Raw genomic sequence first — 13,968 nt, 5'->3', positions numbered from 1 at the left:
TCAATACGACCGTATTTTTTTATACCGATTTCACCTGATTTAAACAGCCGATGCTGACTAAAATCAGCACTACCGCCAGATAAAACACTGAATGATAATGCCAGATTTCCGCAATTGCGCCGGCAATCGGGCCGCCGATAATCCAACTTGCCTTGGAGGCGTTGCTAAATAGCGTGGTGGCGCTACCCATCTGATTCGGCATTAAATCTTGGAAATACAGCATACCGATAGTGGCGACAATGCCGATGAGCACCGCATTGAAGCCTTGTAAAATCAGCAATTGCCAAGTTTGTGTGGCGAAGAGCATGCCTATATAAAAGATGAAGCCGGCGAACATCGCCAACAACATGAGTGATTTTTTGCCGAAATATTGGGTTAAATAGCCCGCAATAATCATCACCGGGATTTCAAGTCCCGCTGCGGTTCCCATCAATGTGCCGGCCAATTCTTTGTCTAGATGCAATTCATTAATCACAAATAACGGCATATTAATCAAATACATACTGTTGCACGTCCACAATAACAAATTGGCGATGAACAAATAAATCACGCTTTGGCGCGGCGCTGTATTGGCTAAAACTTGCAATTTTTGCGCCGCGCGTTGAGGCGAGATTTTCGGCAATAAACGACTCACCCCAGCACATAACAAAAATGCCGAGCCGGCCACCAGATACATATAATCGAACCCCCAGTTTAGGGCGATAAAAAACGATAGCGGCGGCCCCACAATCCAGGCTAACGATATTTGGGTGCGCATAATGGTGGTGAACATTACTGCTTCTTTACCGTTGCTTTCCGCATATTCGCGCGCGAGGGCGAAAGATTGTGGATTCGACGCCGAACCCAAACCGAGCAAGGTGGTGCCGAGCAAAATCAAGACGTAATAATTGCGGTTATAAGCGAATAGCAGGCATCCGGTAACAGCGATAAGGCAACAATAAATCATGATTTTACGGCGATCATCATGACGATCGGAATATTTCGCTAAAATCTGACTTAAGATAATGCCGATGATCGCATTGGCAGAGTAAAACAGTCCGACGAAAAATGGTGAAGCGTTAATTTCTTGCGACAGAAATAAACTCAATGTCGGCGTTTGGAAAGCGGAGGCGATGCCGGTGAGGAAGGCGATCAAAAGGAAATTGAAAGCGATGAGATTTTGAGGTGTTTTGTTTTTTATCATAATAACGGTAATTAGATTATTTGGTTTTATTTACATTCGGCTCGCCTAATGGGAGGCGTACACGAGAGGGCAAAATAGCACCGCATTGGAGGCTTGTGCGACGGGGCTCCAATGCGGTGCTATTTGAGCCGTTCAGCGTTACCGTTCGGCTGAAGATAAAACTTCTAACAATGCTTGCACCGGATGTTTTAACGTTACCTGTTCATAACGTTTTACTTGACTGCGGCAGGAATAGCCGGTCGCGAGGCAAAAGCGCGAGTCTTTTCCGTGCAATTTTTTGCTCCAGGAAAGATCGTAAATATCACGGCTCATGGTTTGGTTTTGCACCTCATGACCGAATACGCCCGCCATACCGCAGCAGCCGACTTTTTCTACCGTTAATTGTTGCCCGAATCGGGTAAAAATTTGTTGCCATTCTTTCGGACTGTTTGGCATACATGCGGATTCCGTGCAATGCGGGAATAAATACCATTCAAAAGCATGGTCGGTTTTTAGCGCATTTTTTAAGCGCTCAAGCAGGGCCGTATCTTGCAATTGTTGGGTGAGCCATTCGTGCGCGGTTAACACGTGAAAATTGCCGCGTTTTTCTTGTAGCGCTTCTTTATATTCATCACGATAAGACAACACGATGGCGGGATCCACGCCGACGAGCGGTAAACCCAATTTCGCCACACGGTTGAGAAATTCCGCTTGGGTTGCGGCGGTTTTGCTGAAGCGAGTTAAGAAACCTTTGATGTGCATCGCTTTGCCGTTCGGTTTAAACGGTAGCACGATAGGTTTGAAACCGAGTTTTTGGGCAAGCACGACGAAATCACGTACCACTTTAGCGTCGTAGTAAGAGGTGTAAGGATCTTGCACGATGAAAATCATGTCTTGTTTGAGCACCGCATTGAGACCTTCTAATTCCTCAAGAGATTGGCCTTGATAGCCGATTTCCACCAGTTGTTGTTGTAAATTTGGTTGCGAAAGTAAAGGCAAATCCGTCATCCCGAGAATTTTTTCCACAACCGTTTGGGTCGCTTTCAGCTTGGTAAAATAATTGAAAAATTTTGCCTGTTTCGCCATATAAGGTGCCGCGATTTCTAAATTTGCCACGATGTGATCTTTTGCCGGACGCAAATAGCGGCTGTGATAAAAATGGAAGAATTTGGCGCGAAAACTCGGCACGTCGATTTTAATCGGACATTGGCTGGCGCAGGCTTTGCAGGCGAGACAGGTGTCCATTGCGGCTTTGACTTCGTGAGAAAAATCGTATTCGCCACGCCATTTTTGTACGCTGTTGCGAATTCGTTCGACCAATGTGCTAAGTGTGATTTCCGTTTTTTGGAACGCTAACTGTTCCGGTGACACATTTTCATTTGCTAGCAAACGTAGCCATTCGCGAATCATTGCCGCTCGTCCTTTGGGCGAAAAGACGCGGTTTTTACTCACTTTCATGGAGGGACACATAATGCTGTGCTGATCGAAGTTAAAGCACAAACCGTTGCCGTTACAATTCATCGCACCTTTAAATTCGTCGCGTATTTGAATCGGAATTTGGCGATCGTTATCAGCGCGCATCGGCGAAAGAATTGAATAAAGCGCCTCTTGAGAATTTAATGGCGTACAGATTTTGCCCGGATTAAGGCGATTGTTCGGATCAAACAAGGTTTTGATGTAGCGCAGTTCATGCCACAATTCCGGCGTGAAGAATTTTTCGCCATAATGTGAACGCATGCCTTTGCCGTGTTCGCCCCACAGCAAACCGCCGTATTTAGCGGTGAGTTCGGCTACCTCATCGGAAATACGTTTGAACAGTTTGACTTGTTCTTTATCACATAAATCCAGTGCCGGGCGCACGTGCAACACGCCTGCATCGACGTGGCCGAACATTCCATATTGTAAATTGTGGCTATCTAGCAGGGCGCGAAATTCGCTGATGTAATCGGCCAGATGCTGCGGTGGTACGCAAGTGTCTTCCACGAATGGAATCGGTTTAGCCGCACCTTTGGCGTTGCCGAGTAAGCCCACGGCTTTTTTGCGCATGGCGTAAATACGTTCGATAGACGGCAAATCGGAACAAACTTGATAGCCGATAATCAAATCTTGCCGTTGTGCGATTTTTTCATCCAGCGCACGACAAAGTGTGTTCACTTGGCGTTCGATTTTTTCTTTATTGTTGCCGGCATATTCCACAATGTTAAGGCCTAAAATCGGATTGCTTTCATCTTCGGTTAAAAGTTCGTTGACGGAGTGCCAAATGATGTCTTGTTTGGCGAGGTTAAGCACCTTTGAGTCAATCGTTTCGACAGACAACGCATTGGCTTTCACCATAAATGGCGCGTTGCGTAACGCCGCATCAAAGGAACTGTATTTAATGTTAATTAGCGTGCGATATTGCGGAATCGGCAAAAGATTGAGTTTGGCTTCGCAAATAAAAGCAAGGGAGCCTTCGGAGCCGGTAAGAATGCGTGTGAGGTTAAATTCGCTTTCGTCTTCGTTGAAGACATTTTTGAGATCGTAACCGGTGAGAAAGCGGTTGAGTTGCGGTAAATCATTAATAATGGCAGCGCGTTTTTTTTGGCAACGTTGCGCGATTTCTTGATGAAGTTTTTTGCTGCTTTGATTTAAGTCAAGCGTGTCAATGTTTTCTAAAACGTCGGCAGAATCAAGTGCACGGGTATCCAAAATATCGCCGTTCATTAACACCGAGCGTAGGGCCAATACATGATTGGAGGTTTTGCCATATTGTAATGAGCCTTGGCCGGACGCATCGGTATTAATCATTCCGCCTAAGGTGGCGCGGTTACTGGTGGAAAGTTCCGGTGCAAAGAATAGACCGTGCGGCTTTAAAAATTGGTTGAGTTGGTCTTTCACTACGCCGGCTTGCACACGCACCCAACGTTCTTCTTTGTTGAGTTCTAAAATCGTCGTCATATGACGTGACAAATCGACAATAATGTTGTTATTAATTGATTGGCCGTTGGTGCCGGTGCCACCGCCGCGCGGGGTAAAGGTGAGCGATTGAAATTCCGGACGATTCGCCAGCTTGCTTAAGCGCACTACATCCGCCACATTTTTGGGGAACAAAATCGCTTGCGGTAGTTGTTGATACACGCTGTTATCGGTGGCAAGACTTAAGCGATCGGCATAACTCGTGGCGATATCGCCTTCAAAATGCTGTTTTTTAAGTTCATTGAGATAATGTTGAACGGTTGCGTCCGATTGCGGAACGTTGGAAAGACGGGGTAGCATGATATTACTCACAAGAATTTAGTAGAAATAATGAGAAAAAATGATATATGAAGCGACGGACAATGTCGATTTTAAGAAAAAAGAATCAAAGTAAATGTGTGAAAAAATACTGAATAATCGTTTATATTATGTATTATTTGATTATAAAATAGCCAGAGGAGGCAAAAAAACTTTGACCTTTGGGATTTTTGTAGCATAATGACGGTACTTTTGAACGTTCCTTTGGCGATACAAAGGAATTGAATTTGTCAAAAGGATGAATAGGGCAAATTCAAAACCCTAGTTAAGCAAACGTTTAGTGCGTAACTTTATGAAAAAGTTCACAATAAACGAGGAAACTTTTCTTACTTACCAATCGATGACTAACTAAATAGAGGACATCAAAATGAAAAAAACTGCAATCGCATTAGTAGTTGCCGGTTTAGCCGCAGCTTCTGTAGCTCAAGCAGCTCCGCAAGAAAATACTTTCTATGCGGGTTTTAAAGCTGGTCAAGCTTCTTTCCACGATGGTATCAAATCAAATACCGATGGTTATAACGCACATAGCCAAGAGTTTGGTACAGGTTATCACCGTAACTCATTCACTTACGGTGTATTCGGCGGTTACCAAATTTTAAATCGTGATAACTTCGGTTTAGCAACTGAATTAGGTTACGATGACTTTGGTCGTGTTAAATATACTCGTAATGATTTAACTTCATTCAAACATACTAACCATGGTGCTCACTTAAGCTTAAAAGGTAGCTACAACCTTGGTGGTTTAGTTTCTAGCTTAGATGGTTTGGATCTTTACGGTAAAGCCGGTGTTGCATTAGTTCGTTCTGACTACAAAGTTTATGACAACGGCAATCGTGATCATGCCGAAGGTCGTCATAGTTTACGTACTTCCGGTTTATTCGCAGCTGGTTTCGAATACGCATTGCCTTCATTACCAGAGTTAGCATTGCGTGTTGAATATCAATGGTTAACTCGTGTAGGTAAATTCCGCACTCAAGAAACTGCAGATAGCTCTGTAGATTATAACCCATGGATCGGTTCTATCAACGCTGGTTTATCTTACCGTTTCGGTCAAGGTGCTGCGCCAGTTGTTGCACCTGAAGTTGTAAGCAAAACTTTCAACTTAAACTCTGATGTAACTTTTGCTTTCGGTAAAGCAAACTTAAAACCAGAAGCTAAAACTACTTTAGATGGTATTTACGGTGAAATCGCACAAATCAACAACTCTAAAGTTGCTGTGGCTGGTTACACTGACCGTATCGGTTCCGATGCATCTAACTTAAAACTTTCACAACGTCGTGCAGATACCGTAGCTAACTACTTAGTATCTAAAGGTGTGGCTGCGCAAAATATCTCTGCAACTGGTTACGGTAAAGCGAACCCAGTTACTGGTGCAACTTGTGACGCGGTTAAAGGTCGTAAAGCGCTTATCGCTTGTTTAGCACCGGATCGTCGTGTTGAAATCGCAGTTAATGGTACTAAATAATAGTTTAATTTAGTTTCCTTTAGCGGATTAAATGGAGAAAGACCTAAACTTTGGTTTAGGTCTTTTTTTTGTTTTTTACGGTATATTTAAAAAAGAAGCTTTAGCGCTCTAAATTAGCACCGCATTGGAAGTTTATTTGCATTTCCATATCGTGACGGAAAATATAAATCTGACATTATTACTCTGGCTTTACCTTGCTCTGTTTATTACTTGTGCTACAATGCGCAGCATGTTTTATTCATGGGAAACATTATGGAAACTTTAGATAAAATTAAAAAACAAATTAGCGAAAATCCGATTTTAATTTATATGAAAGGATCGCCGAAATTGCCTTCTTGCGGGTTTTCTGCGCGTGCGGTCGAAGCCCTAATGAACTGCAAAGTACCTTTTGGTTATGTGGATATTCTTCAGCATCCTGATATTCGCGCGGAATTGCCCGCCTACGCAAATTGGCCAACTTTTCCCCAATTATGGGTTGATGGGGAATTAATTGGTGGTTGTGATATTATTTTAGAAATGTATCAAGCTGGCGAATTACAAACTTTATTAAGCGAAACGGCAGCAAAACATCAAGCTTAATTCATCGAATAAAACCCGCTCAAAGCGGGTTTTGTTTTACCCAAAATTCGTGAGCAGACGAACGGTTTCACACTAAAGTGCTTGTATATTTGAGTCAGTTTTTATAAACTTTCGCCCCATTAGTCGGGGTGCCAATACCGTTACGATTGGCTGAGAAATACCCGTGAACCTGAAACAGATAATGCTGGCGTAGGAAACTAATTCTTTTCATTAAGCTGTTTCGCATTTTGTAAGGACAGTACAATGAAAAAAACGTTTCCGATACTCTTCACACTTTTGGCTACAAGCGCATTTGTGCAAGCCGTTCCTCAACCGCTCACCGTTTATACTTATGATTCTTTCAGTGCCGATTGGAGTGCTGGTCCAAAAGTCAAAGCCGGGTTTGAGCAACAGTTCCCTCAATGTCAGCTAACTTACGTCGCGTTCGATAACAACGGCACGCTTTTTAACCGTGTGCGTTTAGAAGGCAAAAAAATTAAAGCTGATGTAGTGTTGGGTTTAGATCATCATCAAATCGATGAAGCGAAAAAATTGGCGATATTTGAACCCAATAAAGCGGATTTGTCCAAGTTGGTCCTGCCGTTAAAATGGGAAGACCGTATTTTCTTACCTTTTGATTTCGCTGAATACGCGTTTATTTACGATAAAAATAAACTTGCTAATCCGCCAAAAAGCTTAAAAGAACTGGTGGAACGCAAAGATTTAAAAGTACTTTATCAAGATCCGCGCACCAGTAGTATTGGGCGCGGTTTATTGCTTTGGGTGAATGCGCTTTACCCGCAAGCGGAAGCGCAAAATATCTGGAAAAACTTATCCGAACATACGGTCACTGTCACAAAAGGTTGGACAGAAGCCTACGGCGCCTTTTTGAAAGGCGAGGCCGATTTGGTATTGAGCACCAATACTTCGCCGCTTTATCATCTTTTGGCCGAACAAAAAGAAAATTATGCGGCAACGGATTTTACCGAGGGTGGTGTATTACAAATTGAAGTGGCGGCGAAAGTTGCTAATCGTAATAATGTTTGCGCTGATTATTTTCTTGACTATTTGCTTTCGCCGCAAGCCCAAGCAGATATCGCGAAAAATAACGTAATGTTGCCGGTGATTGATACGCCGATTGAAAGCCATATCGACGCGTTGAAACGTCAAACTCAAAATATGCCGGTGTTAGATACTTCAAAAGTAAGCGGCGAACAGCTTAAAACTTGGATTAATGAGTGGCAAAAAGCCCTCTCCAACTAATTGATGATGTTGTTGTTTTCTCATCCGCATTTCCGCCCGCGCCATTATCTTGGCGGAAGTGCGGTTATTTTTTTCATTCTCTTTCTTTATGTTTCGTCTTTGTCGGCGGTGTTTTCCGTAGGCGGTAGTTATTCATGGACGGCTTTCAAACAAGACGATTATTTGCATCAAATTATTGCGTTCAGTTTCCTACAGGCTTTTTTGTCTGCACTGCTTTCCGTATCAATTGGTGTGCTATTCGGTCGCGCATTTTTTTATCACTCTTTCCCCGCAAAAGCGCTGATTCGGCAACTTCTTTCGCTAACTTTTGTTTTACCGGCATTATTAACCATTTTCGGTTTGCTCGGCATTTATGGTTCCTCCGGTTGGTTAAGCCGGTTTGTTCAATTTTGTGGAATTGACTGGAAACCATCGATTTATGGTTTGAGCGGAATTTTACTCGCTCATCTTTTCTTTAATATTCCTCTTGCTGCCAGAATGACTGAACAAGCGTTGCAAGCCATTCCTTTCGAACAACACCAATTGGCGGCACAGTTAAATATCCGCGGTTGGCAATTTTTCCGTTTAATTGAATGGCCATATTTGAAAAATCAGCTTATTCCGGCTTTTACGTTGATTTTTATGCTGTGTTTCACCAGCTTTACCATTGTACTTTCTCTTGGCGGCGGGCCGCAAAACAGCACATTGGAAGTGGCGATTTATCAAGCGATTCTCTTTGAATTTGATTTTCCGAAAGCGGCAGCTTTCGCACTGATTCAATTTGCCTTCTGCGTTGTATTGTTCGGTTTGTCGCAATTTTTCGCTGAACCGCCGGAAACAACGCCTTCGCAGCATTATCTCCGGCATTTTAACTCTTCCAATGCGGTGCTAAATTTGAATGTCATTATTGTGTTCATCGGCTGTTGTTTTATTTTCACGCCACTACTGCATATTGTAATTGAAGGATTGAGTGCGCCACATTGGTCAAGTTTTTTGCAAGATCCGCAACTATGGAAAGCTTTTGGTTATTCTCTTGCCATAGCACCGAGTTCGGGCGCACTGGCTGTGTTGTTTTCTTTTGCCCTTTTGCTGTTATCTCGTCAGTTGCAATGGCTGCATTTTCCCATTCTCGCTAGCTTAATTCAAAGCGGCGGGATGACGATTTTGGCTGTTCCGACACTCATTTTGGCTGTCGGATTATTTTTGCTTTTACAGGGAATCGATTTCACCAATATTCATTTATTTTTGGTTGTGGTGATTTGTAACGCCTTAACCGCAATGCCCTTTGTGATCCGAATTTTGAATGGGCCGATGACACAAGCGATGCAATATTATGAAAAATTATGTTTGTCGCTTAATTTAAAAGGCTGGCAACGCTTTAAATTAATTGAATATCCGTTATTAAAAGCGCCGCTAAATTATGCTCTGGCACTAGCGAGCACTCTTTCGTTGGGCGATTTTACCGCGATCGCATTGTTCGGTAGTCCGGATTTTACTTCCCTGCCTCATTTGCTTTATCAACAAATCGGCCAATATCGCAGTCAAGAGGCCGCAATTACCGCATTGATTTTATTAAGTTTATGTGTCGGGTTATTTATGTTTATCGAACGCTATAAAGGACGTTATGATTAAGTTAAAACAGCTGCGTTTCGCTTATCAAAAGATGCCAATGTGCTTTGATTTGCACGTATATGCTCAAGAAAAAGTTGCCGTTATCGGCGAAAGCGGAGCCGGAAAAAGCACCTTATTAAATCTTATTGCCGGTTTCACCTATGCTGATGCAGGCGAAATTTGGCTCAACGGTGAAAATCATACTCGTAGTGCACCTTATGAACGGCCGGTTTCGATGTTATTTCAAGAAAATAATTTGTTTACGCATTTGACCGTGATGCAAAATATCGCGTTGGGGTTAAAACCGAGTTTATCATTGAACGCACAGGAAAAAAGTCAGATAGAACAGGCAGCGGAAGCGGTCAATTTACAAGATTTTTTAGCCCAAAAACCGGGCGTTCTTTCCGGCGGGCAAAAACAACGGGTTGCATTGGCGCGTTGTTTGTTGCGCGATAAGCCCATTTTATTGCTTGACGAACCTTTTTCTGCGCTCCATCCGCAATTACGAGCCGAAATGCTACAGTTGATCGACCAGTTATGTGTTGAAAAAATGTTAACCTTACTGCTTGTAACTCATCAGCCACAGGAACTTGAAGGGCATATTGATCGCATTATTCGGATTCATCAAGGACAAAATTTATAGGAATAATTATGACTATCGCACAACCTTTACAGCTAAACAGCATTACGCCGCATCCTTCCGTCGAATATTGGTCGGTTTGCAAGATTGAAGCATTGTTTGAAACGCCATTTTTGGAGCTTATCTATCGCGCGGCGCAAGTTCACCGCGAATATTTTAATCCGCAAGCGATTCAACTTTCTACGCTGATGTCGATTAAAACCGGCGGTTGTCCGGAGGATTGTGGCTATTGCCCACAGTCGGCGCGTTATCAAACAGGCGTACAAAATCAGCAATTATTGGATGTAGAGGAAATTGTCGCCAAAGCAAAAATCGCCAAAGAGCGTGGCGCGGGGCGCTTTTGCATGGGGGCAGCGTGGCGCGGACCGAAGCCAAAAGACATCGCCAAAGTGACGGAAATCATTAAAGCGGTGAAAGATCTCGGCATGGAAACTTGTGGCACTTTCGGTTTATTGCAAGATGGCATGGCGGAAGAATTAAAAGACGCCGGTTTGGATTATTACAACCATAACATCGACACTGCGCCGGAACATTACGACGAAGTTATCGGCACACGCCGCTTCGACGACCGCATCAGCACGCTCGGTAAAGTGCGCAAAGCGGGCTTGAAAGTCTGTTGCGGCGGAATTGTGGGCATGAATGAAACCCGCAAAGAACGTGCCGGGCTGATTGCTAGTCTCGCTAATTTGGATCCGCAACCGGAATCCGTGCCGATTAACCAACTAGTCAAAATTGAAGGTACGCCGTTGGCTGACGCGGCGGAATTAGATTGGACGGAATTCGTACGTACCATCGCTGTGGCACGTATCACCATGCCGAAAAGTTATGTACGCTTGTCTGCCGGTCGCCAAGGTATGAGTGAAGAAATGCAGGCAATGTGCTTTATGGCAGGGGCGAATTCCATTTTCTATGGTGACAAACTACTCGTCACAGGCAATCCGGAAGAAGATGGTGATCAGCTGTTAATGGCAAAACTCGATCTTGAACCGGAAACGGAAGAAAATCGAAAAACGATTAAACGTTAGAAAAGACGAAAATAAATGTTTCAATGAGGTCGTCAAATAGCACCGCATTGAAGCTTTGATATTCGCCGTTTTGATTTATTTTCCTTGGCGGCAGCGAGGTCGCTTATTAGCACCGCATTGAAAGTCCTTTCGGTGGAAGAAATCAGACGATCCGGGAAAGAAAAAACCTCTTATTAAGATAAGAGGTTTTTTTAGAATAAAATTAAAGATGTTGATTAATGAAAGCGGCTAATTGACCTTTTGGTAACGCGCCTACTTGTGTTCCCACTACTTGGCCGTTTTTCACTAAAAGTAACGTTGGAATGCTACGCACGCCATATTGTGCGGCCACGCCTTGGTTTTCATCCACGTTAATTTTCACGATTTTCGCTTTGCCGTCAAATGCCGGAGCAAGCTCGTCTAAGACCGGCGCAATCATTTTGCAAGGGCCACACCATGGCGCCCAGAAATCAACTAAGACGGGAAGATCGGATTTTAATACGTCCGCTTCAAAGGTTGCGTCTGTGGTATGTAGTACTTGGCTCATTTTTTATTTCCTTTGTTAGTAAATATTGCACCCTATTTGGGCAATTTGCTGAATTGTAAGCGTGCTCAGAATAGCACGCGCTTTTTTAAAGTACAGTTATTAATTTAATCGCTTAAAACTAAGAGGCTAAAACGACATTTTCGCAAGGTTTGCCGGATTTGAGTTTATAAATGTTGGAAAGTGTAACATCAGCGATGCTGGTCAGGGCTTCCTCCGTTAAAAAGGCTTGGTGACCGGTTAATAACACGTTATGGCATGAAGACAAACGACGGAATACGTCATCTTGAATCACTTCGTTTGATTTGTCTTCGAAGAATAAATCCCGTTCGTTTTCATAAACGTCCATGCCGAGTGCGCCGATTTTGCGTTGTTTTAACGCATCGATAGCGGCCGGTGTATCAATTAATGATCCGCGGCTGGTGTTAATGATCATTACGCCGTCGCGCATTTTGGCGAAAGCTTCACGGTTCAACAAATGATAGTTTTCTGGTGTGGCGGGACAGTGCAACGTGATCACGTGCGATTTGGCGTAAAGCTCGTCCAATTCTACATAGTTGGCACCAAGCTCTTCCGCTTGCGGATTTTTGAATGGATCGTAAGCCAAAATATGCATGCCAAATCCCTTCAAAATTCGCATTACCGCGATGCCGATTTTGCCTGTTCCAATCACCCCCACGGTGCGGCCGTGCATATTGAAACCGATTAGCCCTTCAAGAGAGAAATTGGCTTCGCGGGTACGTTGATAGGCGCGGTGAATACGGCGGTTTAACGTCATCATTAAACCGACTGTATGTTCTGCCACCGCTTCCGGCGAATAAGCAGGGACACGTACCACTTGAATACCGAGATCCTGTGCTGCTTTTAAGTCGACGTTGTTAAAACCGGCGCAGCGTAAGGCGATAATTTTTACGCCGAGAGCAGCCAGTTTTTCCAATACTTTTCGGCTGCCATCGTCATTCACGAAAATGCACACTACTTCGCAATGTTCCGCCAAACGCGCGGTACTTTCGTTCAACATAAAATCGAAAAATTCAAGCTCGAAACTGTATTTTGCGTTGATTAATTCAAAATATTTACGGTCGTAACTTTTTGTGCTGTAAACCGCAATTTTCATATCGCCTCCGAGACTATTTCAAGTGAGTAAAAGCCTGTAGTAAGTCCGCTTTAATGTCTTCCGCGTTTTCGATACCTACCGAAAAACGTAGCAAAGTATTGGTAATACCGCGTGCTATGCGCTCGTTTTCCGGAATATCCATGTGGGTTTGAGTCGCTGGATATGTAATGAAACTTTCTGTTCCGCCGAGGCTTTCCGCGAAAGTAATCAGTTTGATGGATTTTAGAAAGGTATTCACCCAATTTTCATTTTTCAAACGGAAAGAAAGCATTCCACCTTTATTTGGGTAAAGTACGGAATCCACTTGCGGTTGCATTTTTAAAAATTCGGCAATTTCCTGAGCGTTATCTTGATGGCGTTGCATACGTAACGAAAGGGTTTTCATTCCGCGTATGGTAAGCCAAGAATCAAATGGAGAGAGCACCGCACCCGCACCGTTTTGAATATAGGCAATGCGTTCGCACAGTTCTTGTCCCTTAGCCACAATTAAACCGACCAACGCATCGTTATGGCCGGCGATATATTTAGTGCCGCTATGGATTACGATATCTGCACCTAAATCTAATGGACGGGAAAGTACGGGCGTAAGGAACGTATTATCGACGATTAACAATAGGTGGTGTTTTTTCGCGAGTTTGGCGATTTCTGCTACGTCGCATTCTTCCATTAACGGGTTAGACGGGGTTTCGATGAAAATCGCTTTGGTATTTTGCGTGATTGCCGCTTCAATTTCAGCCTTCGATGCGGTGTTCACATAAACCGGTTTTACGCTGTTATTATTTTTATAAGAGAAATCAAGTAAACGATAAGTGCCACCATATACATCACTGGAAACGATCCATTCGTCCGGTGCGCTGAATAATGTCATTAAAACTTGGATCGCGGCCATACCGGAAGAAAAGGCGAAACCGCGATCGCCGTTTTCTAATTGCGCGATTGTGTCTTCCAATACGCTGCGCGTCGGGTTTTTGGTGCGTGTGTAGTCAAAACCGGTGCTTTCGCCAATGCCGCGGTGGCCGTAGGCAGTGGAAAGATAAATTGGGGTTGAAACCGCGCCGGTATGTTGGTCACTGCGGTTACCGGCCTGCGCGAGTAGAGTATCGATAGCGTATCGTGGTGTTGTCATAATGCCCTCTGAAAATAACTGAAAAGTAAGCATACTTTTGTGGAAAAAATACAGTCGGCATTTTGGCACAAAGGCCAAAGTGATAAAAGAAGAAATTAAAAAATAGCGGGGAAATTAGCCACTTCGTTATTTGCTGTTAATAATTTAAACAAAATGCAGTTTTTTTAAACGCTTAAAAATAATTTTCAAATCGTCGATTGACAGATTTTCAAATTTCCGTAAAATG

At 43.5% G+C, this 13,968-nt stretch carries 11 protein-coding genes and 1 riboswitch; of the genes, 6 read left to right on the top strand and 5 right to left on the bottom strand.

Features of this window, described 5'->3' with window-relative positions:
• Positions 1–19: 19 nt before the first annotated feature.
• Positions 20–1,183, bottom strand: coding sequence for an MFS transporter (locus AB3F25_RS05715; protein WP_373602915.1), 1,164 nt, complete (start codon positions 1,181–1,183; stop codon positions 20–22).
• Between the two features lie 138 nt (positions 1,184–1,321).
• On the bottom strand, positions 1,322–4,417 hold the full coding sequence (locus AB3F25_RS05710) for an FAD-binding and (Fe-S)-binding domain-containing protein (protein ID WP_373602914.1): 3,096 nt from the start codon (positions 4,415–4,417) through the stop codon (positions 1,322–1,324).
• A 385-nt stretch (positions 4,418–4,802) separates the two neighbouring features.
• Here AB3F25_RS05710 and ompA point away from each other — a divergent pair, with 385 nt between their 5' ends.
• The 6 genes from ompA (at position 4,803) to bioB (ending at position 10,976) form a co-directional block, all read left to right on the top strand.
• Positions 4,803–5,900, top strand: coding sequence for a porin OmpA (ompA, locus tag AB3F25_RS05705; RefSeq protein ID WP_373602913.1), 1,098 nt, complete (start codon positions 4,803–4,805; stop codon positions 5,898–5,900).
• A 252-nt stretch (positions 5,901–6,152) separates the two neighbouring features.
• Complete coding sequence (gene grxD, locus AB3F25_RS05700; protein ID WP_373602912.1) at positions 6,153–6,479, top strand: Grx4 family monothiol glutaredoxin; 327 nt, start codon at positions 6,153–6,155, stop codon at positions 6,477–6,479.
• Between the two features lie 114 nt (positions 6,480–6,593).
• A riboswitch (TPP riboswitch) is annotated at positions 6,594–6,692 on the top strand.
• A gap of 30 nt (positions 6,693–6,722) precedes the next feature.
• Positions 6,723–7,721, top strand: coding sequence for a thiamine ABC transporter substrate binding subunit (thiB, locus tag AB3F25_RS05695; RefSeq protein WP_373602911.1), 999 nt, complete (start codon positions 6,723–6,725; stop codon positions 7,719–7,721).
• Positions 7,722–7,727: 6 nt separating this feature from the next.
• The gene (gene thiP, locus AB3F25_RS05690) at positions 7,728–9,332 is read left to right on the top strand and encodes a thiamine/thiamine pyrophosphate ABC transporter permease ThiP (protein ID WP_373604341.1); all 1,605 of its coding nucleotides are present in this window, start codon (positions 7,728–7,730) and stop codon (positions 9,330–9,332) included.
• The gene (gene thiQ, locus AB3F25_RS05685) at positions 9,325–9,954 is read left to right on the top strand and encodes a thiamine ABC transporter ATP-binding protein (protein ID WP_373602910.1); all 630 of its coding nucleotides are present in this window, start codon (positions 9,325–9,327) and stop codon (positions 9,952–9,954) included. The genes thiP and thiQ overlap by 8 nt, the downstream gene beginning before the upstream one ends.
• An 8-nt stretch (positions 9,955–9,962) precedes the next feature.
• On the top strand, positions 9,963–10,976 hold the full coding sequence (gene bioB, locus AB3F25_RS05680) for a biotin synthase BioB (RefSeq protein ID WP_373602909.1): 1,014 nt from the start codon (positions 9,963–9,965) through the stop codon (positions 10,974–10,976).
• 202 nt (positions 10,977–11,178) lie between these two features.
• Here bioB and trxA read toward each other — a convergent pair whose 3' ends face one another.
• The 3 genes from trxA to AB3F25_RS05665 form a co-directional block, all read right to left on the bottom strand.
• Positions 11,179–11,502, bottom strand: coding sequence for a thioredoxin TrxA (gene trxA / locus AB3F25_RS05675; RefSeq protein ID WP_373602908.1), 324 nt, complete (start codon positions 11,500–11,502; stop codon positions 11,179–11,181).
• Between the two features lie 118 nt (positions 11,503–11,620).
• Positions 11,621–12,616, bottom strand: a complete 996-nt coding sequence (locus tag AB3F25_RS05670; protein ID WP_373602907.1) for a 2-hydroxyacid dehydrogenase — start codon at positions 12,614–12,616, stop codon at positions 11,621–11,623.
• A gap of 13 nt (positions 12,617–12,629) precedes the next feature.
• Positions 12,630–13,742 (bottom strand): methionine biosynthesis PLP-dependent protein, encoded by a 1,113-nt coding sequence (locus AB3F25_RS05665; protein WP_373602906.1) that lies wholly within the window; start codon positions 13,740–13,742, stop codon positions 12,630–12,632.
• Positions 13,743–13,968: the final 226 nt, after the last annotated feature.

It is taken from the genome of Aggregatibacter sp. HMT-949 (genome assembly GCF_041734645.1).
GTDB lineage: Bacteria > Pseudomonadota > Gammaproteobacteria > Enterobacterales > Pasteurellaceae > Rodentibacter.
The sequence above is the reverse complement of the archived record's forward strand: the minus strand, read 5'-3'. Positions and strand labels throughout refer to the sequence as shown.

What these genes read in the sequence shown, in the direction of transcription:
- AB3F25_RS05715 (WP_373602915.1), bottom strand. Translation starts at nt 1,183, where the DNA reads ATGATAAAAAACAAAACACCTCAAAATCTCATCGCTTTCAATTTCCTT.
- AB3F25_RS05710 (WP_373602914.1), bottom strand. Translation starts at nt 4,417, where the DNA reads ATGCTACCCCGTCTTTCCAACGTTCCGCAATCGGACGCAACCGTTCAA.
- ompA (WP_373602913.1), top strand. Translation starts at nt 4,803, where the DNA reads ATGAAAAAAACTGCAATCGCATTAGTAGTTGCCGGTTTAGCCGCAGCT.
- grxD (WP_373602912.1), top strand. Translation starts at nt 6,153, where the DNA reads ATGGAAACTTTAGATAAAATTAAAAAACAAATTAGCGAAAATCCGATT.
- thiB (WP_373602911.1), top strand. Translation starts at nt 6,723, where the DNA reads ATGAAAAAAACGTTTCCGATACTCTTCACACTTTTGGCTACAAGCGCA.
- thiP (WP_373604341.1), top strand. Translation starts at nt 7,728, where the DNA reads ATGTTGTTGTTTTCTCATCCGCATTTCCGCCCGCGCCATTATCTTGGC.
- thiQ (WP_373602910.1), top strand. Translation starts at nt 9,325, where the DNA reads ATGATTAAGTTAAAACAGCTGCGTTTCGCTTATCAAAAGATGCCAATG.
- bioB (WP_373602909.1), top strand. Translation starts at nt 9,963, where the DNA reads ATGACTATCGCACAACCTTTACAGCTAAACAGCATTACGCCGCATCCT.
- trxA (WP_373602908.1), bottom strand. Translation starts at nt 11,502, where the DNA reads ATGAGCCAAGTACTACATACCACAGACGCAACCTTTGAAGCGGACGTA.
- AB3F25_RS05670 (WP_373602907.1), bottom strand. Translation starts at nt 12,616, where the DNA reads ATGAAAATTGCGGTTTACAGCACAAAAAGTTACGACCGTAAATATTTT.
- AB3F25_RS05665 (WP_373602906.1), bottom strand. Translation starts at nt 13,742, where the DNA reads ATGACAACACCACGATACGCTATCGATACTCTACTCGCGCAGGCCGGT.